The sequence below is a fragment of the Ignavibacteriales bacterium genome (assembly GCA_016700155.1).
Lineage (GTDB): Bacteria > Bacteroidota > Ignavibacteria > Ignavibacteriales > Ignavibacteriaceae.
Genome location: CP065001.1, coordinates 4,339,359 through 4,360,330 on the forward strand (window position 1 = coordinate 4,339,359; position 20,972 = coordinate 4,360,330).

Below are 20,972 nucleotides of genomic sequence, written 5' to 3' on the forward strand. Positions count from 1 at the left end.
TTGTTAACTTTTGAGCTTAGCTCGGTCATAACTTAGTGGCAGTTTGTCCTGCTTGCAGATCAATTGTGATGCACATAAAGTCCGTTGTGGAGTTCTAATATATTTAGTATTTTCGTCCCCACTTTTTAATTTATTAGATAAACTTGTCAGAAGATATAATCACCGCAATTGCTACCCCTGCTGGAATCGGAGCTATCTCAGTCATTAGAGTTAGTGGAAAAGACTGCGTTGCAGAAGTCGATAAAATTTTTGACGGGAAGGCAAAACTAATAAATGCAGATAGTCATACAGTTCACTATGGAAAAATTATTGATATTGAGTCAAGAATAATTGATGATTGTCTAGTGACCGTGTTTGTTGCGCCTCATTCCTATACAGGAGAAGATTCTGTTGAAATTAGCACACATGGAAATCCGCTTATTACTCAGAAAATTGTTGAGACTCTAATTTCCCAAAATATTAGAATAGCTGAACCAGGAGAATTTACTAAAAGGGCTTTCTTGAATGGACGAATTGATTTAACTCAGGCAGAAGCTGTTGTAGATATTATTAATTCCAGGTCAGATGCAGCTTTACGAGGTGCTAGAAACCAACTGAATGGACTTCTTTCAGTAAAAGTAGAACTATTAAAAAATGAACTGACAAATATATCCTCATATATTGAACTAGAACTGGATTTTGCTGAAGAAGACGTAAGTTTTATCTCAAAAGACATACTTGTTGAAAGAATTTCTAAAGTAATTTTTGAAATAGATAATCTTCTATCAACATTTAAATTCAATCGAACCGTTAGAGATGGTTTTAATGTTGCTATTGTTGGAGCCCCAAATGTTGGCAAGTCATCTTTACTCAATTATATCCTTAAAGAGTCAAGAGCGATTGTAAGTGAGATTCCAGGCACAACAAGAGATATTATTCGCGAAGAAGTTATTATAGATGGACAGTTGTATAGATTTTATGATACTGCTGGCTTACACAACTCAACCGATCCAATTGAACTAACGGGGATGAATTTAACTTTAAATACGGCGAAATCTTCAGATCTAGTTTTATTAGTTTCAGATAATGCCGAAGATGAGTTTCTAGATATAGGTTATTCCACACCAGACCAAAGCAATACACTAAGAATTTTGAATAAAATAGATATTAAGAGACCCAATGATCACAACTTTGATGTGCTTTTGTCAGCAAAAACCGGCGAAGGAATTGATGAGTTATTTACAAGACTAAAAGAAAAAGCATTTAGTTCTAGTGGCTTTACTGAAAAAGGGGCTGTGGTATCGAATATCAGACATTATCAATGTCTAACCAAATCAAAAGACAATTTATCAAACGCTTTGGTTTCAATTACTGAAGATAATAGCGGAGAGTTCATTACTCAGCACATACGTTTTGCTTTGACTAATTTGAGCGAAATTATTGGTGAAGTTACAAGTGACGACATATTAAATAACATATTCAGGAATTTTTGTATAGGTAAATAATAGTTTCACGTGAAATGAGTACTAGGTCAAAAATCTGCTTAATTTTAGTTTCACGTGAAACTGAAGACATTCAATGGAAAAGTATGATGTAATTGTAGTTGGAGCGGGTCATGCTGGAATTGAGGCTGCTTGTGCCGCTTCAATAATAGGTTGCTCGGTTGGGTTGATTACAATGGACAGAAATGCCATCGGCAGAATGTCCTGTAATCCGGCGATCGGTGGAACCGCAAAAGGTCACCTTGTTAGAGAAATTGATGCATTAGGTGGAATGATGGGGGTTATAGCCGACCAGACCGGAATTCAATTCAGAATGTTAAACAGATCAAAAGGACCGGCAGTATGGTCTCCGCGCTGTCAATCTGATAGAAAATTATATTCAGAGAAAGCCAAAGAAGTAATTGTCGATCATTCAAATATAACCCTAGTTGAGGATTCTGTAATAGATGTTATAGTTGAAAATAAAAAAATTCAAGGAGTCAAAACTTTATCCGGCAAAATAATTTATTGCAGTGCTTTGATTCTTTCTTCAGGAACATTCTTAAACGGCGTAATGCATACTGGATTGGTAGCAACTAAAGGTGGTAGATTCGGCGAACAACCATCAAGTGGAATAACAGATTCTCTTGTTCATTTAGGATTTGAAACATTTAGACTAAAAACAGGAACTCCACCAAGGCTTGACAAACAATCAATAAACTGGCAAGTCCTTGAAGAGCAGCCAGGTGATGAGAGCCCTCAACCTTTTTCTTTTAAAACTGATAAAAGCCTCTTCCCTTTTCGGCCGCAGGTTAGTTGTCATATAACTCACACTCATCCCGATGTCCACAAAATCCTTGAAACAGGATTTCACCAATCACCAATGTTTACCGGACTAATAAAAGGGATCGGACCAAGATACTGCCCTTCAATTGAAGATAAGATTGTTCGCTTCTCAGAAAAAACTTCGCATCAATTATTTCTTGAGCCAGAGGGTTTGGATAGTGATTTGATTTACCTAAATGGATTTTCTACTTCCCTGCCAATTGAAACTCAGCTCGAAGCTCTTCACAAAATCAAGGGACTTGAAGCAGTAAAAATGGTTCGCCCCGGTTATGCTGTCGAATATGATTTTTTTCCACCGCACCAGGTTGATCTGACGCTTGAAACAAAGTTAATTGAAGGACTCTATTTTGCCGGACAGATAAATGGAACTTCGGGATACGAGGAAGCTGCTGCGCAGGGATTAATTGCGGGTATAAATGCCGCAAATAAAATTCTAGGCAAACCTGAATTTGTTCTTAAAAGAAGTGACGCTTACATCGGTGTTTTAATAGACGATCTCGTAAACAAATCAACAGATGAACCATACCGTATGTTTACGTCAAGAGCAGAACACAGGTTATTGTTACGTCAGGATAATGCGGATCTTCGATTGTCACGATATGGTTATGAATTAGGACTTATTGATGCTGACCAGTTTGATGAAGTAGAAGACAGAAGAAAAAAAATCTATTCAATGGTTGATTTATTTAATAATACAAAATTACTTCCGTCAAAAATAAATCCACTGCTTGAGAATAAAGGATTGTCATTACTCGATAATTCAGAGTCTATTTCAAAATTGTGTAAGAGACCAGAATTAACTTTAAGAGAGATTCTTGAGTCAAACGGACATAGCGTCGGAAACGAAATAGGGGAATTGTTAAATGACGATCCAACACTTTCTCAAGTTGAAATTGAGCTTAAATACGAAGGATATGTAAAACGCCAGATGGAAATGATTGAACGATTAGAAAAATATGAGCCAGTACAAATTCCTTTAAGCTTAAACTATTTGAATTTAAAAGCTCTGTCAACCGAAGGAAGAGAAAAACTTCACAGAATAAAACCGAGATCTATCGGTCAGGCTTCACGCATACCCGGCGTTACACCTTCAGATATTTCTATATTATTGGTATATTTGAAAAACTAATTTAAAAGGACTTTCATGATTGATATTCAGGAACAATATCTCAAAGAACTTCAATCTTTTTGCTGGGAAAATGGTTTTAATCCCGACCCAATGAAAGTAGAAAGACTTGCATTTTTCGCTGAATTAGTAGCAGAAAAAAACGAATCAGTTAACCTGGTTTCAAGAAAAGATATAGAGTCAATAATTGAAAAACATATCTTCATTTCATCATATATCTCAAAATTTATTCCTGATAAATGCACTCGCTTTTTAGACATAGGCACAGGTGGAGGTTTTCCGGGTATTCCAATTGCAATTGTACGAAGTGATATGCGTGGTGTTCTTGTAGATTCAACCGGGAAAAAAATTGAAGCAGTCAAAGAGTTTATCGATAAACTAAAACTAAGTAATGTTGTTGCAGAAAATGAGCGTGTTGAAAGTCCTGAGTTTGTTACAAGGTATAATGATTATTTTGATATTATAGTTAGCCGGGCAACTGTTCCTTTAATAATCCTTTTGAGATATGCTCTCCCCTTATTAAAAGAAAAGGGATTTATAATGGCGATGAAGGGCGGCGATCTTGACGATGAATACAAGAAAGCCGAACTCAAGTATAAAGCTTACATAAAAAAATCTACTACGTTTGAGTTGTTCTATCGTCCGAACAATATTCGAAATCAAAAAGGGAAAAAATTAATTCTCCTTGAGATTAATAAATGAGTTCTGATTCAGAATCAAATTCACTTTTTGATGAAATAAAGAATCTATCGACAGAACAACGAAATCCACGATCACTTAATATTGATTCTCTTCCGGTAAGCGATATTTTAAAACTCATTAATGATGAAGATAAAATTGTTGCAACAGCTGTTGAAAAGGAACTGCCATATATTGAACAGGCAATTGAGAAAATAGTCGAGTCATTAAAAAACGGTGGAAGACTTTTATACTTTGGCGCAGGAACCAGCGGCAGATTAGGAGTTCTTGATGCAGTTGAATGTCCACCTACATTTGGAACACCTCCAGGCTTAATTGAAGGTTTTATTGCCGGCGGAAAAGAAGCAATGTTCAAGGCACAAGAAGGTGCCGAAGATTCAGAAGAACTTGGTGCTAAAGATTTAACCAATGCAAATGTTACAGAGAAAGATATTGTTTGCGGTCTTGCAGCGAGTCGAAGAACACCTTATGTGATTGGCGCAATAAAAAAAGCAAAACAAAACGGTGCAGTTACTCTGTTTGTAACTTGTAACCCAAGAAGTTCATTTAATTTTCCGGAAGTTGATATTGCAATTTGCCCTGAAGTCGGACCCGAAATCATTATGGGTTCAACAAGGATGAAAAGCGGAACCGCTCAGAAAATGGTTTTGAACATGCTTACTACAACAGCTATGATAAGGCTTGGCAAAGTGTTTGAAAATATGATGATCGATCTTCAACTGACAAATAAAAAATTAGTAGAACGGGCAAAAAGAATTTTGATGATAATAACAAATGCTTCCTATGAAGAAGCAGGCGATTTTCTTAAGAAGGCAAATGGAAATGTTAAGTCTGCAATTGTCATGAAAAAATGCAGCGTTGATTTTGAAAAGGCAAAAGAAGCACTATCAAAATCAGATGGTTTTGTACGACGAGCGATTGAATTATTAAGTTGATCTAAATATCCATTAAGTTTTTAACGGGATTCATTCTGAAATCCCTTTCATAGTTTTAAATGAAAATAAAATTATTCATTCTTATAAGCCTGTTCTGGTCATCCATTATTTTTCCGCAGGATGAACTAAAACCAAAACACGATCTCTCAAACTTCTTTAAAGTCGGCGGCGATGTTTTTACTTCTCCGGCGCATTTCAATTCAGACGATTGGATAATTCTTGGTTCAACAATAGGTTTAACAACTGCGGCATTTTTAATTGATGAAGAAATTAAATCAATAGCTCTTTCAAATCAGAATACATTTAATGACGCAGTTTTTGAAATCGATAAATACTACCATATTGAATCTATGGCTGCCGGTATAGGCGGCTTATACATTTATGGGTTAGCTGCAGATAATTATAAAGTAAGAAATCTTGCGCTTCGTCTTACCGAAGCAACGGTGTATGCAAGTCTTATAAATCTTACAACTAAGTTTATCCTTGGAAGAGGACGCCCTCAGATAAATGAAAGCGCAACTAACTTTGAGCTGTTCAACACAACCTGGGAATTTACATCGCTACCGTCGGGGCATTCAACACTTTCGTTTGCATACTCAACGGTACTTGCAAAAGAATACAATAATTTTTTCTGGAAATTCGGATGGTATGCCGCAGCGACAATGGTGGGGTTTGGCAGAATTTATCATAACGTTCACTGGTTTTCGGATGTGTTACTTGGCGCCGCTATTGGTTACGCTGTTGGTGAATTTGTTAATCGTCATCACACAAATAATCCGGGACAGGGAATTCCAAACGAGGACTTCAATATTTCATTTCGCATTCTTTTAAAATAAAGTTCTACAAGATGTCAGTATCAGAAAAAGTTTTCTCGCGGTTCAATAAGCTTCAACAAGTTCATAATCTTATTGAAATTATCAATAACTCAAATTCAGATATAAAAAAAATTTTTATTTCTACTTTGAGCGGATCTTCTAAGCCATTATTAATTCCGCAACTTTCAAAAGTTAATCGACCAATATTAATTCTTACCCCCGATATCAAGGAAGCTTCTGAGCTTGTAATCGAATTAACATTGACCGGTCTTAATACATCAGCAATTGGAATATTTGAATTTACCGGTGAAGTACTTCAACAAAAACTAACGGAAATTACAAATCAAAAAAATCCTGTTGTAATATCAGGTTATGAACTTCTGAATTGTTCATTTCCTTCAGCAGAAAAAATTAAAAACAATACCACACAAATTTCTATTGGCGGTGAGCTACAATACAACGATATCATTGAGTATTTAAATCTTCTTAACTATCAGAAAGAAAAATTTGTTGAAGCACCAGGCGATTATTCAGTCCGGGGTTCTCTAATTGATTTCTGGTCTTACAGCGAACGCAGTCCTTTACGTCTTGAGTTTGACGGAGATTTCTTAGAGTCCATCCGGTATTTCGATTCCGAAAATCAACGTTCAATTGAGCATACTCAAAATTGTTCACTTGCCGGTTCATTTAGTTCTGATAGTACCGCAAATAATATTCTTGACAGCAACATTTTCAGCTATCTAGATAATCCGATTGTTCTTGCTTCATCTTTTGAGCTGAAAAATTTTGCGCAAAAAACTTTCAATCCATTTATTCAAAAAGAAGTTCAGGAAAACAACCTTAAAGTCGTAAATGATTCAGAAGATTTTCCTGAAATAGAGATTGATGAACAATCTCAGCAAACTTCAACTTCCATCACTACGATGAATGAATCGGAAATCGATGTTGATTCATTTAGTCCCAATGCACTCTGGATTATTGAAAATGAACTTGGAACAAGCCATGAACGTATAAACATTGGAATAACTGATCCGCCCGTTATCAATTCAAATTATGAGGTTCTTTATAGGACATTAAAAGAATATGCTGATAACAACTTTGAAATATTTATTACTTCAGAAAATGAACTTCAGTCATCACGGCTTAAAGATCTTTTGTCAGATTATAATGAAGAACTTTCTAAGCTTATCGATGAAAACAAAGTTCATATAATTACTCTACCTCTTAAAAAAGGTTTTGTCCACAAAGAAACAAAACTTTTAATACTTTCCGATTACCAGATTTTCAACAAACCATTCAGGACAAAAGTATCATCCACAAAAAAGTTTAAGAAGTCGGGATCAAAATCATTAGCTTCGATAAAGCGCGGTGATTATGTTGTTCACGAGGATTACGGAATAGGCAAGTACGCCGGACTTGAAACAATTGCAATCGGCGAATCAAAACAGGAGTCGATGAAAATACTTTACAACGATGGGGGAGTTGTATATGTAAATCTCAATTACCTTTCGCTTGTTAAAAAATATTCTTCGAACGAAAATCTTCAACCGACGCTTTCAACACTTGGTACATCTGAATGGGTTAATACCAAACATAAAGTAAAAAAGAGAATCCGTGAGGCAGCAAAAGAGCTCATAGAACTTTATGCAAAAAGAAAAGCTTCAAAAGGATTTTCATTCAGCGCAGATACAATCTGGCAGAAAGAACTTGAAGCATCGTTTTTTTATGAAGATACTCCTGACCAGGAAAAAGTTTCAACAGAAGTAAAAGAAGATATGGAAGCTGTTCATCCGATGGACAGGCTTGTTTGCGGTGATGTAGGATTTGGTAAAACAGAAATTGCAGTCCGCGCTGCGTTCAAAGCCGCACAGGAAGGGAAGCAAACGGCTGTCCTGGTTCCGACAACAATTTTAGCCGAGCAGCATTTTAATACTTTCAAAGATAGGCTTAGCCAGTTTCCGGTTAAAGTAAATGCTCTCTCAAGATTTCAAACTAAAAAAGAGCAGACTGAAATTGTTAGTGATCTTGAAGAAGGTAAAGTTGATATTGTAATCGGAACTCACAGGCTTTTATCAAAAGATGTAAAGTTCAAAGATCTTGGTCTTCTTATCATTGATGAAGAACATCGTTTTGGAGTTACTGCAAAAGAAAAACTTCGTTCATTAAAAATTAATGTTGATACGCTGACTTTAACGGCAACGCCAATCCCAAGGACATTAAATCTTTCTCTTCTTGGTGCGAGAGATTTATCTATCATTGCTACACCGCCGCCGAATCGTCAGCCCATTTTTACAACTGTAGGAACATTTGATATTTTCAAAATAAAAGAATGGATATTGAATGAACTAAGAAGGAATGGTCAAGTGTACTTTGTTCACGATCGCGTTCAATCAATTGACAAACTTTCTGGTTACCTAAGTAAATATATTCCTGACATAAAAATTGCTGTCGCCCACGGTCAAATGAAACCAGCCCAGCTTGAAGAAGTTATCCACGGATTCCTCAATAAAAAATTTGATGTACTTCTTTCAACAAAAATTATTGAAAGCGGTATTGATATTCCGAATGTTAATACAATAATTGTTAATCGAGCCGACAGGTTTGGTCTTGCTGAACTTCACCAGTTAAGAGGAAGAGTTGGTCGCTCAGACAGGCAGGCTTATGCTTATTTTATAGTTCCATCGTTATCCGGTATTTCAAAAAAATCATTAAGGCGTTTACAGGCGATTGAAGAATTTACAGATGTCGGTGCAGGTTTTAATATTTCAATGCGCGACCTTGAAATAAGAGGCGCGGGAAATTTACTTGGTATGGAACAAACAGGGTTTGTAAATGATATCGGCTTTGATCTCTTTTTAAAAATGATTAATGAAGCAGTTGAAGAGTTAAAGCAAAAAGAATTTAAAGAAGTTTTCAAAGAACTTCCGGCGACAGAAGAAAGATCACAGCCTAACATTGATACATTTTTTAATCTTGGAATTCCGCTGGAATATATGCCGGATCAAATGGACAGGCTTAACTTTTATACTTCACTTTATTCTGTATCGAACACCGAAGAACTTGAAGAGATAAAAGAAGAAATGACAGATCGCTTTGGGGTATATCCTGAAATTGTAAAACGACTACTTCTATCAGCAGAGCTAAGGATGTATGCTTCTTATGCATTGTTTGAGAGAGTTATAATTCAAAGAAAAAATATTTTTCTCATTCTTCCAAAGGCGGAAAAAGAAGAGTTCTATAAAACAAAATTTGTTTCGCTGATGAATTTCATTGTTGAAAAATATTCATCCACAATAAAATTCAATCAGCAAAAAGAAGTGATGAAATTGGTTATTACAAATACATTTTCTTCACCGGAAGAACAGCTTCAGTATTTGATTAATCTTACAAGGGAAATTGGGGCGATGTATACTATAGGAAAAATAACAGCAAATTGAATTATTAGCACATTACGAAAACAAAATCTTGCGTTTGTGTCATTCCAAACCTGGTTTGGAATCTCTGGTTGAATCTTAAAAGCTAATAATTCTATTCGCGTGTGAAGTAAAACTCTTAATCTTCATCTTCAAGTTCTGATAATAAACCCGGTACATCAAGAGCTTTTGTTGTCATGATTATATTACCTCTCGGATCAACAGGCCATTCTTCTTCGGGTCGGTCAGCGTAAAGTTCAATTCCGTTATCATCGGGATCTCTTAAATAAACCGCTTCAGAAACTCCATGATCAGAAGCGCCTTCAATCGGATAATTTGTTTCCCACAATCTTTTAAAAACTCTGGCGAGTTCTTTTCTGTCGGGAAGTAAAATTGCAAAATGAAAAAGTCCTGTTGTCCCTTCCGGTGCCGGTGCGCCGTCTTTACTTGACCACGTATTCAAGCCTATGTGATGATGATAACCACCCGCTGAAAGAAACACTGCCCCTTCACCATAGTATGAAGTTACAGAAAACCCAAGCAGGTCACGATAAAATTTTAATGACTGTTCAATGTTAGAAACTTTAAGATGTATATGCCCTATTCTTGCCCGAGGATGAATTTCAAATTCCATAAAATGTTTTCCGGTTTATTTTTTGTTAAAAACTTGTTTCAATTTAAAAATTATTAATGACTGCAAAAAACTCTTTTAGTTTTTGCTCATCAAGATTTCCGTTTGTTCTTACGCCGCTGCAGATATCAACTCCATAAGGCTGTACTTTTTCAATTGCTGACTTAACATTCGAGGGATTCAAACCACCGGCGAGAAACATTGGACACGCAATACTTTCGGGAATAGTTTTACTTAAATCCCAGTCGTGCGTTCTTCCCGTTCCGCCGAGCTCTTTTATTTTCAGATTTTGATTTCCCGAATCTAAAAGTATTGCGTTAACATCTTTCGAAACAGAAATTGCTTCTTCAACAGATTCTTTACCTGTTACATGAATAACCTGAACTATAGAAATACCGGGTAAAGCATTTTTCAGATCAGAATAGTTTCCATCAACTAGCCTGTCGCAGATTTGAATTGTGTTAACTCCTGTTTTTCTTTGCTGTTCGATTATTTGATCAGCGCTTTGTTTGCTTGTTAAAAGAAATGATGAAACTCCTGGTGGAATGATGGAAGCAATCTCAGTTATCAAGTCATCACTGATTACGCCGGGACCGCTTGGCATTGATGATACCAATCCTAAAGCAGATGCCCCATATTTAATTGCGAGTTTAGCTTCATCAACACTGCTTATGCAGCAGATCTTTACTCTTGGTTTTGTAAAACTCATTCTGCTTTAGTCAATGTTTATCTTAACTGGTTTTACATTCCAGATTTTTTCTGCGTACTCCTGTACCGATCTGTCGCTTGAAAACTTCCCGATGCGGGCTACATTAAGTATAGATTTTTTTGTCCACTCTTCGTGATCAAGATATAGATTACTTACTTTATCCTGAGCGTCAATGTATGACTGGTAATCTGCAAACAGGCAGTAATAATCTACATTCATCAAACCTTCAATTATAGGTTTGAAAATTCCCGGTTCATTTTTATTAAAGAAGTCTGTTGCTATCATATCAACAACCTTTTTCAGGTTTGCATTTGATTCATAGTAACTCTTTGGGTTGTAGCCGCTGCGTTTCAGCTTGGCAACTTCATCAGCAAGTAAACCGAAAATGAAAATATTATCATCTCCGACTTCCTGTCTTATCTCGATGTTTGCGCCATCCATTGTGCCGATTGTAAGCGCACCGTTTAATGCGAATTTCATATTACCAGTGCCCGAAGCTTCCAGTCCTGCGGTTGATATTTGTTCTGAAAGATCAGAAGCAGGAATTATTTTCTCCGCTAATGAAACTGAATAATCCTTTAGAAAAATTACCTTGAGTTTATTGCCGACATCTTTATCGTTATTAACAATTTGCGCTACAGAGTTAATTAGTTTGATAACGAGTTTAGCCATATAATATGCGGGCGCGGCTTTACCTCCAAAGATCACAGTGCGCGGAACCATATCAAGTTTAGGATTTTCTTTTATCCGGTTATAAAGTGTAATAACATGAAATACATTAAGCAGTTGTCGTTTATACTCGTGGAATCGTTTTACCTGAACATCAAAAATTGAATCGGGATTTACTTTTATGTTGTGCTCATTTTCAATGTAAGAAATCAAGAGAAGTTTATTCAGCCACTTTGAGCTTCTCCAGTTTTCACGGAATTCTTTATCATCAACATACTTTTCAAGTTTCTTTAATTCGGATAATTTCATTACCCAGTTATCACCGATTTTTTCAGTGATCAATCCTGACAATAACGGGTTAGCTGTCTTTAACCATCTTCGCGGAGTGATACCGTTTGTGATGTTTACAAATTTCTTTGGATAAAGTTTATAGAAGTGAGGGAAGATTGTATGCTTCAGTATTTCCGTGTGCAGTTCCGCAACACCATTCACTTTGTGACAGCTTACTATTGCAAGATTTGCCATCCTTACTTTTTTATCGTTACCCTCCCGGATAATTGAAATCTCGGAAATTATTTTTTCATCATTCGTATAATTTTTTCTGACGTACTCAACAAAACGCCTGTTGATTTCATAAACTATCTGCAAATGCCTCGGCAGCAGTTCACCAAAAATCGGAACAGACCACTCCTCAAGTGCTTCGGGAACAACGGTATGATTTGTATATGCAAAAGTATTATAAGTAATGTCCCATGCTTCATCCCAGCTTAGGTCTTCCTCATCGATTAAAATTCTCATCAATTCAGGAATTGCTATTACGGGGTGTGTATCGTTTAATTGAATTGCCGTTTTCTCTGCAAACTTATCATACGTCTTTTGCGTTATCTTATATTTCCTGATTATATCCTGCAAGGTTGCAGACACGAAAAAGTATTGCTGCTTTAATCTTAAAAATTTTCCTTCAACTATAGTATCGTTCGGATATAAAACTTTAGAAATGATCTCTGAATTATTTTTGCTTTCAACAGCGGCGAGATAATTACCCTTATCAAAATCTTTAAAATTAAAATCACTTGTTGCGCGTGCCTGCCAAAGTCTTAAGTTGTTCACAGTTTTTGTTCTGTAACCGGGAACCGGAACATCATAAGCGGTTGCAAGAACATCATCAGTATCAACCCACCTGAATTTATATTCGCCATTAGGAACCTGGTACTGCTCAATTCTTCCGTTGAACTTTACTCTGAATGTTAATGATCTTCTGAAAATATCCCATGGGTTGCCTGACGCAAGCCAGTAATCGGCTTTTTCAACCTGCCAGCCGTTTTCAACGTGCTGAGAAAAAATTCCGAACTCATACCTTATTCCATAACCGAAAGCCGGTAATCCTAATGTCGCCATTGAATCAAGGTAGCAAGCGGCAAGCCTTCCCAGACCGCCGTTGCCAAGCCCCATATCGTGTTCGCTTTCACGGATCTCTTCAAGGCTGTAATCATTTTCTTTTAAGATGTTATAACATTCACCGTAAAAATCCATGTTGATAAGTGCATTGCCGAGCATTCTTCCCATAAGGAATTCAAGCGAAAGGTAGTAAACACGTTTTACATCCTTCTCTTTATAAATCTGTTGTGTGCGAAGCCAGTTGCGTACAAGCCTGTCACGTACTGCCATAGACAATGCAAAATACGCGTCTTCACCCGTGGCGGTGATTTTATCTTTTACTAAAATAAATTCTAAGTGTTCGGCAAATTGGTTTGATAGTGAAAAGCTGTTCGAATCTTCTCTATCTGTAAAAAATAAGGACTCGTTTTTTAAACCCATTAAATCTCCTTGTCAGTTATTTCACTGGCGAATACTAAAGAAAAAACGTGTGAACTCAAAAATATTTCCGGGTCAAAATTAAGATAATATTGCTGTTGCTTCAATCTCTACAAGCAACTTCGGATCTATTAACGCTTTCACTTCAACCATTGTTGCAGCGGGTTTTATTTCTTTGAAAAATTCTCCGTGAGCTTTTCCGGCTTCTTCCCAGCGGCTGATATCGGTAATAAAAATTCTTGTACGTACAACATCTTTTAAAGAAGCTCCGGCATCTTCAAGTACTTTCGAAATTTTTTGAATGATAAATTTTGTTTGAAGATAAACATCATCTTCGCCAATGATTTTTTCTCCGTCAACGGCAGTTGTTCCGGAAACTTCTACAACATTCCCGATTTTAACTGCACGTGAATAACCGATAATGTCTTCCCATTTAGCGCCTGAGCTTATGTTTGTTCGTTTCATAGGATTTCCGTTTAGTTAATTAGTGGAAAGATAGGGAATGAATTCAAATTGCTGAATCATTAAAGAATTTACCCAGAACTGTACTTCGAATTCAATATCGATTGAATTGTTTTTGCTGCGACTCAATCTCAAAATTGTGCGTATTATTTGTGGGTTCATATTTTACAAAGTGGTAAATCTGATGTAAATATTTTATCAATATTCCTAAACGAATTGGCATTCCTTCAAAACCTCGTGAAAAAATATTAATTGTTTTTATTTTATCATCATAAGTGTAACAATAATTTATCAAAATCTGGATAAGGGCTGGCTCCCCACATATTGATCCAAAACCGGAGTGATAATAATTTTTTAATTCACTCACATCTATTGTTCTAAATTTGTTCTGAATAGAATTGAATTCCTTCTCATTCAGTTTAGAAAAGTACTCCCCTTTATCAAAAAATTTTCCTATACCAAAATTTACCTTTTTGTTATAACTGATCTTTAAGTATGATTCCTTTGTATCACTTATGTATAAAGTCGATGACAAATAATCGTGAAATCCCCTATCAGTAAACCGTACTTCTACGTTCTCTAACAATAACTGTTTGTTATAAAAATTGTATGTACTGGGGCATGGTCTTGATTCGCCTAGTCTACTATCTTTTAACCATAAGTATTTATCAGTCACTTTTAGAAAAGGAAGTTTAAGATAACCCTGGTAACCCGGATCTTTAATAACAATTGTATCTTTGTTTAAATAATATGGTTGGCAGTCACTCTCATAGAAAAATATCGTCAAAGAATCCTTAAATGAAATAAAGCCACTGGAATGGTCGTCCAGTGGTATTATCCAATCGCCCTCTAGTTTTTGTTTTAACCATTTGTCGGATTGATTATTATCACAGGATGCAAACAAAAGTGATATTAATATTATCAGCATTGAAATGTAATATCCCATATACATCATCTCCCGTATTGTGTCATATTACACGATGAGAATATATCAAAGTTCCAGACTGATTTCTATAATACCAGCACGTTTATGCTGTTGTTTGTAAAAATAAATTTACAGGTGATCTCTTTTTCGTTTTGATTAGAACATTTGTTCTATTGCCACCGTCTTTATGTTCAGTTAATATGTGCCGCAAATTTTATCAATAATTGACGATCACAAAATAATGGAAGAAATCATGAAAAAAATTTCGATAAAAATTTTAATGCTCATTTTTATTTGTTCACCGGTTTTCTTTGCACAGAACAGCGGCGATTGGTTATGGCATAAAATATACGGCGGCACTGAATATGACGAAGCGAACGCTTTAGTAAAAACTTCAGATGGTGATTTTGTACTTGCAGGCTATACACAATCATTCGGGCTTGGCAGATTCGGAGATGCATATCTGGTTAAAGTTGATTCACTCGGCGATACTTTATGGACCAGACGGTATGGTGATGAAGGAATAGATGTATTTGCAGATATGCTTCTTGATGATGATGAAAGTACAGTCAGTATAGGTTTAACAGACACTCCTGAAAGCTGGGAAAATATTTATATGATCAGAACCGCACCAAACGGCGATCTTATGTGGAATAAAAATTTTGGCGGCGAACAAAAAGATGTCGCACTTGCAATAACAAAGACAATTGACAACGGATATTTATTAACCGGAGTTACAAAATCATTCAGTGTTGGTGAAGAAGACCTTTTCGTATTTAAAACTAACGCTGATGGTGATTCACTATGGTTTAAAACTTACGGTACAATGGGTAATGACGGCGGACATGGAGTAAGCCCTGTTTCAACAGGTGGTTATATTATTGCAGGAATTTATGACTGGTCAACTCTTTGGTTGTTAAGAATTGATGAACAGGGTGATACACTCTGGACAAAACAATTCGGCGGAATAGATTATGATGAAGGCAACTCTGTTACCGAAACACATGATGGCGGCTTTATCATCTGCGGAAGCACCGCATCAGAAGGTGAGGGAGGACTCGATGTTTACGTTATAAAAACCGACAGTGCAGGTAACATCCAATGGAAAAAAACTTACGGCGGTTTTTCTTATGATGAAGGAAGAGAAATACTTCAGAAACAGGATGGCGGATATCTTATACTTGCAAACACAGACGAAGGAATAAACGGCGAGTTCAGTTACTATGTTATTAATACAGATGAAACGGGAGACACACTCTGGACAAGAAAATACGGAAGCGGCGGGGGCAGCACTGACCGCGCTTTCGGATTATTGGATCTTAACAATGGAAACTTTGCAATTGCGGGAACAACTTTCGACATGGCAAGTAATGGCAACGCGACTTTATCATTGATATGTGTCGAAGAAAAAACAACAGACGTTGATGAAGGTGCTGAACATATAAATTCATTCAAGTTATATGACGCATATCCGAATCCATTTAATCCAATTACAAAAATTACATTCACGGTAGGGGACGCATATAATGCGTCCCAGGTGCGCGTAACACTCCGAGTATATGATGCACTTGGCAAGGAGATAAGTACATTATTCGATGGAAGTAAACCTGCTGGTACATATACAATTAATTTTGATGCAGGTAATCTTGCAAGCGGAACATATTACTACAAACTAACCGCCGGAAATTATATTGAAACAAAAAAGATGATTTTGATGAAATAGGTTTTTGATGTATGATGGCTAAAGGTTGATGGAAGATGTATGAAGCGGCTGAATGCCGCTTCAGTATTTATAGCAACTCGTCCCCTCTCGAGAGGGGAGAAAGGGGTGTGTTGCTGTATGTTAGTATGAAAAAATATACTTCTCATACATTTGATTGATTTGCATTTAATTCATACAACCACCAAATTACAAACATGAAGTCAGTACAACGAAGAAAGATTCTATATTACAATCCTGTACTAAAAGATAAAGCCAGGCAATTGCGCAACAATAGTACAAAAACCGAAATTCTTCTTTGGCGATTTCTAAAAGGCAGGCAAATGAAAGGATATGATTTCCACCGGCAAAAGCCGATCGATGAATACATTGTGGACTTTTTCTGTAATGAACTTATGCTTGCAATTGAGATAGATGGAATATCACATATTGGTAAAGAAAAACAGGATGAACAACGACAGCGTAGACTTGAATCGTTTGGAATTAGGTTTTTAAGATTTGATGATGATATGGTGTTTTACAAGTGCGATTCTGTTATTCGATTAATTGAGCAGTGGATTGAAGAAAACAAAAAAATAGAGTGAAGTGCTCTTTGTTAATTGTTGAAGAATTATTTGGTGTGTTTGATTTTCAGTGAGGAGACACACCCCTTTTCTTCCCCTCTCGAGAGGGGAAACAGCATGCTTGTTGAGAATTTTTATAATGAAAAAATCTTAATAAAATATTTTAGTCGAAATCACTTAGTATTATTCTTTAACACCTTCAAACTGTGAAATTATTTCCAGAATAAATTCCATGCGTCTTGCAGTGATGAATTAAATCTGTTTTTCGGATTTACGTCATTTGATTTCAAATCATAAAGAAGATACTTCCATTTCCATGTTTCTCTTGGTTTTTCTTTTTCGGGAGTTGTAACGGTTATTAGTACTTTATCATTTCCCAGAAAGATATAACTTTCCACATTTTCATCAGCACTTGTGATCTGAAACAGATTATCTCCAATCCTGTCTGTTGAGAATAAAATATGATTGTCTTCTTCGTTGAGATAACCGTCTTCATTATTATCCTTATTCACAACGGTAAAGAATAACCTGCTGGTAGAGCTGTCTATATGCGTATATCTGGAGAGTGATTCCAGAATTAAAACTTTCCTGTTAAACAATAAGCGGAAATTATCTTTTGATAGATTATAAAATAAAATGTTGACAACATAGGGATAATCATACTTTCCACGTTTGTATAGTTCCGAACTTTCATCCAGTCCTTGTGCTATAACCCTCATCATGGAGTAATCAGTACCATAAATATTTTGAGGTTCAGAATAATGGAAAGAAATTTCTGTGATAGCCTCTGTCTGGCCCGACTGATCAGAGAAATTATTTTCAACAATTACTCCCTCCGTTTTTGCATCTATTCCGTGTGAGCCCGAGAAGCTCATTATCACTAGCACAATTACTGAAACAAAAAGTAACACAGCCGCGGCAAATACAATTTTAGTTTTTGTTTTCATGTTACAATCCTGAAATAACTTGTCCTTCTATAGAAATGATTGATTATTTTTTTCACTCCACCACATAAATCTTTTCAACGGTTAAATATAAATTGGTTACTGAATAACCGCTTCGTGGTTTAGTTGTTTTTCGAATTTCGTAGTGCCCTTTTATTTGAACCCATTTTCTGTTATAAGAATGATCGATGTTGCCCGACAATAAAATTTCATAATAAAATTCATTTGGCTGGTCAATCAGCCATTTGTATGACCTTAACTTGAATCCGCTGGCACCTTCCTGTTGTGTATTACTATTATTTTTTCGTGGACCGATAGGTCTATTGGTTATCGGCGGAGCAAAGTATTCAACATAACCTTCAATAATTGCACCCGGATAAATAAATTTTTTCTTTGGTTTGGATTCGGAATGTTCTACAACTGTGTAGCAGCCGACGAAGAGAAGAGTAAAGAAGACCAATGTGTAAGCAATAAATTTCATTTTAATTTTCCACCCGAACAAATCTATATAAAGGACTGAATCAAAACCAACTATTTATTTTTAACACAAAACCTTTCGGAGCTTAGTATCATGTCATGCTGTCCGCCGCGGCGGATCATTTCAGCATCTTCTTACAATTGAATCCCGGAATAGAGATCATTACTTGTGTCAGAAAATTAATATCATAGTTAGTTATTCAATCCCAAACTTGACATGCACACTTCTTCGTATTGTAACTTTGCCGGAAGGATTTCCTGTTTGGGATCCTTCAAATGTTGCAGTGTTCATTGGACTGAGAACGCTTTGCCACTGATCATTCTCTTCAATCTCAATAACACTACTGAGTTTAACACCAAGAGTTGTGCACATATACAAAGCTTTTTCTTTTGCTGCTTTCAGCGCCTGTTCATAAGCTGCTTTGTGCTGCGCTTCGTAATCTGATATGTTGTAGTTAGCCGAGACAATTTCATAAGCATCACTCTTCGCAATATCATTGGAGAGCGCGTAATACTTTGAAATGTCTTTCAACAGAAATGAAACATCAACGTGAGTGAAATAACCTTTGTGGACACGCTGCCTGCTTCCATCATTGTATTCATAATTTTTGCCGAGTTTTATTGGCGAGACTTCTATATCATCAGAACTAATTCCGTGTTCGTTAAGCAGTGCAATCAGCGATGATGTGTTTTCGTCAGTTAGTGATTTACTTTTCTCAACAGTTTCAGAAATGTTTTTTATCTGAATAGAAAAGTTTATCTGGTCTGCATTACGCACAACCTCCGAAGTGCCGTTAACATTGATGAATTTTTGTTGCGCAAAGGCGGAGGTGATGAAAAGTGTTAGGAGTATTAGGATGTGTTTCATTGTATGATGCCTCTTATAAAGATTATTTTTGATTGAAACCAACACCTTGGTTTATCTATTTAAAACGTGTAAACAACCAGTCCAAATGAAATAGTTTAGCTGTAAATCCAATTCCCGTAAACAACAATTTGTTCCCCGGATTTACTTTGCCCTTCAACTTAAATGCACCCAGTGAATCTGTGACTGTGGAAAAATTGGATTTAAGTCTAAAGCTTTCGTTTAAAGTATCAAGCCCGCCTATCGACACAAATACATATGGCAATGATTCTTTTGTTTCAAAATCAAGTGTATTACCGGAAAGAAAAATTTCATTGGTCTCTGATGACCAATTTATTGAGTCAAATATGATATCAGTTATACACATTGAGCCACACCATCCGTAACAGTACTCATCATAGGTTACTGTGCAAAGCGTTTCTTCTTCTTTTGTATTCTCAACAAATAAATTGACCGGAATAGTTTGAGTTAAAACAGAAACTGTTTGAATAAAAAATAAAAGAAGAAAGGTAATAAGGGACTTCATTGCTGTGAGTAAGCTTCAATTTTATGAACTAGGTTATTATATAATTCCTGTGTTTTCAATTTAAACACAGGTGAACAAATCTGTTGGCAATTATATTTAGACCAGTACAAAGGATAAACCATAAATGTAAGTTGTAATGCAATTGAGTCACCAAATTCTTCTTTAATAAATTTTTTATAATTAGGGTGCTTATAATAAATTGAATCGTATGGTTTTTGGTCAAAACCTAAAAATGAGTCAATGTCAAAATCCGGTTCAGATAGTTTGTTGTCTTTAAGATACCATCCAAAACCGATTGTTAATGATATGAATAGGTAATTATAGTTTTTGAAGTTTATTGAAGATTTTTTTTCAGATAAAAAAGAGTTTAACCCGGTTCCGCAAGACATAAATTCAATCAACCAGTTTTCTTTACTCCATTTTCCGTTTTTATAAACCCAATACTTCCAATTTAATAGGGGTGTTGAGAGCCCATCAATTCCTATGTAAAAGTATTTAGTATCCATATAAGTATTTATATTAACATTTATGGAGTCCAATTGTACAAATTCTTGTTGGTTTATTTCCCATTGGGATGGTATGGTATCATAAACCTTAAATGAAACTAAAGCTGGGTTGTTGAAAAAATTTGTTCTTATGCGATAATTACCCGCTGACAATTTATTTATTCTGTATGAGGTGGCATTAAGCGTGCGAAAAGTACTCTGCCCGTTTTTTATCATTGGTAGTGAATCTGAATTAAAATATTCAGATTCTAAGCTATCGATTATTTTGTAATCGAGTTTTTTCCAACGATACAAATTTTGTTTTTCTAAAATAATTTCTGGTAAATAACTTGAGAAAGTATGAATGTCAAAAAAAGGATTTTCATTTATTGTAAATCCATTTGTTGTTACCATCTCAAATAAAGTAAAATTTATGGGTTCATTATATCTCAACCTTAATAAGCTATCATCCAGTGTTCCAAAGGTATCTAGAAATTCTTCATTCTTAATAACCTGTCTAAAAGTTATATTACTACGGCTGGTTTCGTAATATTCAGTATGACTAAAAAAAGTATCGATATAGTGATCAATTTGTTCCGGAAAAAATTCTGTGACAGTAATAAAAATTGTGAGTGCATAAAAAATAAATATTAATGAGTAAATCAATTTCGTAAGAAAGAGATTTAGTGTCCTATAGAGGTATTTCCTTTTGGTCATCAAAACATTTAATATTTCTTTTGTGTCAAATTATTATTGTTTCTTCCCGCAATGCTCAAATACACCAACCCTGTACATCTGCCATCAAGCACTGCCCCGGGATTAAGAGGAAACAAAAGGGGCGCATAAAATCAATAGTAACTTAAGGGATTGGGGTGCTAATCTCAATT

18 protein-coding genes are annotated in these 20,972 nt (G+C 35.7%); 8 read left to right on the top strand and 10 right to left on the bottom strand.

Annotated features, from left to right (window positions below; translation table 11 throughout):
• Positions 1 to 143: 143 nt before the first annotated feature.
• The 6 genes from mnmE to mfd all read left to right on the top strand — a co-directional run bounded on the left by mnmE (position 144) and on the right by mfd (position 9,318).
• Positions 144 to 1,484 (top strand): tRNA uridine-5-carboxymethylaminomethyl(34) synthesis GTPase MnmE, encoded by a 1,341-nt coding sequence (gene mnmE, locus IPM56_18245; protein QQS36152.1) that lies wholly within the window; start codon positions 144 to 146, stop codon positions 1,482 to 1,484.
• A gap of 73 nt (positions 1,485 to 1,557) precedes the next feature.
• On the top strand, positions 1,558 to 3,435 hold the full coding sequence (gene mnmG, locus IPM56_18250) for a tRNA uridine-5-carboxymethylaminomethyl(34) synthesis enzyme MnmG (GenBank protein QQS36153.1): 1,878 nt from the start codon (positions 1,558 to 1,560) through the stop codon (positions 3,433 to 3,435).
• 18 nt (positions 3,436 to 3,453) lie between these two features.
• Complete coding sequence (gene rsmG / locus IPM56_18255) at positions 3,454 to 4,134, top strand: 16S rRNA (guanine(527)-N(7))-methyltransferase RsmG (GenBank protein QQS38354.1); 681 nt, start codon at positions 3,454 to 3,456, stop codon at positions 4,132 to 4,134.
• Positions 4,131 to 5,066: an N-acetylmuramic acid 6-phosphate etherase gene (gene murQ / locus IPM56_18260; protein QQS36154.1), complete on the top strand. Its 936-nt coding sequence runs from the start codon at positions 4,131 to 4,133 to the stop codon at positions 5,064 to 5,066. Before rsmG ends, murQ begins: the two co-directional genes overlap by 4 nt.
• Positions 5,067 to 5,125: 59 nt before the next feature.
• Positions 5,126 to 5,902 carry a phosphatase PAP2 family protein gene (locus IPM56_18265; protein ID QQS36155.1) on the top strand — a complete coding sequence of 259 codons (777 nt, stop codon included), beginning with the start codon at positions 5,126 to 5,128 and terminating at the stop codon, positions 5,900 to 5,902.
• 11 nt (positions 5,903 to 5,913) lie between these two features.
• Positions 5,914 to 9,318: a transcription-repair coupling factor gene (gene mfd, locus IPM56_18270; GenBank protein QQS36156.1), complete on the top strand. Its 3,405-nt coding sequence runs from the start codon at positions 5,914 to 5,916 to the stop codon at positions 9,316 to 9,318.
• A gap of 115 nt (positions 9,319 to 9,433) precedes the next feature.
• On the opposite strand, the gene IPM56_18275 is transcribed toward mfd, so the two are convergent.
• The 5 genes from IPM56_18275 to IPM56_18295 all read right to left on the bottom strand — a co-directional run bounded on the left by IPM56_18275 (position 9,434) and on the right by IPM56_18295 (position 14,526).
• Positions 9,434 to 9,928, bottom strand: coding sequence for a VOC family protein (locus IPM56_18275; GenBank protein QQS36157.1), 495 nt, complete (start codon positions 9,926 to 9,928; stop codon positions 9,434 to 9,436).
• Between the two features lie 43 nt (positions 9,929 to 9,971).
• Positions 9,972 to 10,634: a phosphoribosylanthranilate isomerase gene (locus IPM56_18280; GenBank protein QQS36158.1), complete on the bottom strand. Its 663-nt coding sequence runs from the start codon at positions 10,632 to 10,634 to the stop codon at positions 9,972 to 9,974.
• 6 nt (positions 10,635 to 10,640) lie between these two features.
• Complete coding sequence (locus tag IPM56_18285; GenBank protein ID QQS36159.1) at positions 10,641 to 13,121, bottom strand: glycogen/starch/alpha-glucan phosphorylase; 2,481 nt, start codon at positions 13,119 to 13,121, stop codon at positions 10,641 to 10,643.
• Positions 13,122 to 13,199: 78 nt separating this feature from the next.
• Positions 13,200 to 13,583: a RidA family protein gene (locus tag IPM56_18290; GenBank protein QQS36160.1), complete on the bottom strand. Its 384-nt coding sequence runs from the start codon at positions 13,581 to 13,583 to the stop codon at positions 13,200 to 13,202.
• Positions 13,584 to 13,674: 91 nt separating this feature from the next.
• A complete protein-coding gene (locus IPM56_18295) occupies positions 13,675 to 14,526 on the bottom strand; it encodes a hypothetical protein (protein ID QQS36161.1) in 852 nt (283 codons plus the stop codon).
• Between the two features lie 232 nt (positions 14,527 to 14,758).
• Here IPM56_18295 and IPM56_18300 point away from each other — a divergent pair, with 232 nt between their 5' ends.
• Together IPM56_18300 and IPM56_18305 are read left to right on the top strand one after the other, a co-directional pair.
• The gene (locus IPM56_18300; GenBank protein ID QQS36162.1) at positions 14,759 to 16,228 is read left to right on the top strand and encodes a T9SS type A sorting domain-containing protein; all 1,470 of its coding nucleotides are present in this window, start codon (positions 14,759 to 14,761) and stop codon (positions 16,226 to 16,228) included.
• A gap of 194 nt (positions 16,229 to 16,422) precedes the next feature.
• Positions 16,423 to 16,809 (top strand): DUF559 domain-containing protein, encoded by a 387-nt coding sequence (locus tag IPM56_18305; GenBank protein ID QQS36163.1) that lies wholly within the window; start codon positions 16,423 to 16,425, stop codon positions 16,807 to 16,809.
• A 191-nt stretch (positions 16,810 to 17,000) separates the two neighbouring features.
• On the opposite strand, the gene IPM56_18310 is transcribed toward IPM56_18305, so the two are convergent.
• The 5 genes from IPM56_18310 to IPM56_18330 form a co-directional block, all read right to left on the bottom strand.
• Positions 17,001 to 17,735, bottom strand: coding sequence for a hypothetical protein (locus IPM56_18310; protein QQS36164.1), 735 nt, complete (start codon positions 17,733 to 17,735; stop codon positions 17,001 to 17,003).
• Between the two features lie 52 nt (positions 17,736 to 17,787).
• Complete coding sequence (locus IPM56_18315; GenBank protein QQS36165.1) at positions 17,788 to 18,213, bottom strand: hypothetical protein; 426 nt, start codon at positions 18,211 to 18,213, stop codon at positions 17,788 to 17,790.
• A 192-nt stretch (positions 18,214 to 18,405) separates the two neighbouring features.
• Positions 18,406 to 19,077, bottom strand: a complete 672-nt coding sequence (locus IPM56_18320; protein ID QQS36166.1) for an SIMPL domain-containing protein — start codon at positions 19,075 to 19,077, stop codon at positions 18,406 to 18,408.
• Between the two features lie 55 nt (positions 19,078 to 19,132).
• Positions 19,133 to 19,600, bottom strand: coding sequence for a hypothetical protein (locus IPM56_18325; GenBank protein QQS36167.1), 468 nt, complete (start codon positions 19,598 to 19,600; stop codon positions 19,133 to 19,135).
• Positions 19,597 to 20,751, bottom strand: a complete 1,155-nt coding sequence (locus IPM56_18330; GenBank protein ID QQS36168.1) for a hypothetical protein — start codon at positions 20,749 to 20,751, stop codon at positions 19,597 to 19,599. The genes IPM56_18325 and IPM56_18330 overlap by 4 nt, the downstream gene beginning before the upstream one ends.
• Positions 20,752 to 20,972 lie beyond the last annotated feature (221 nt).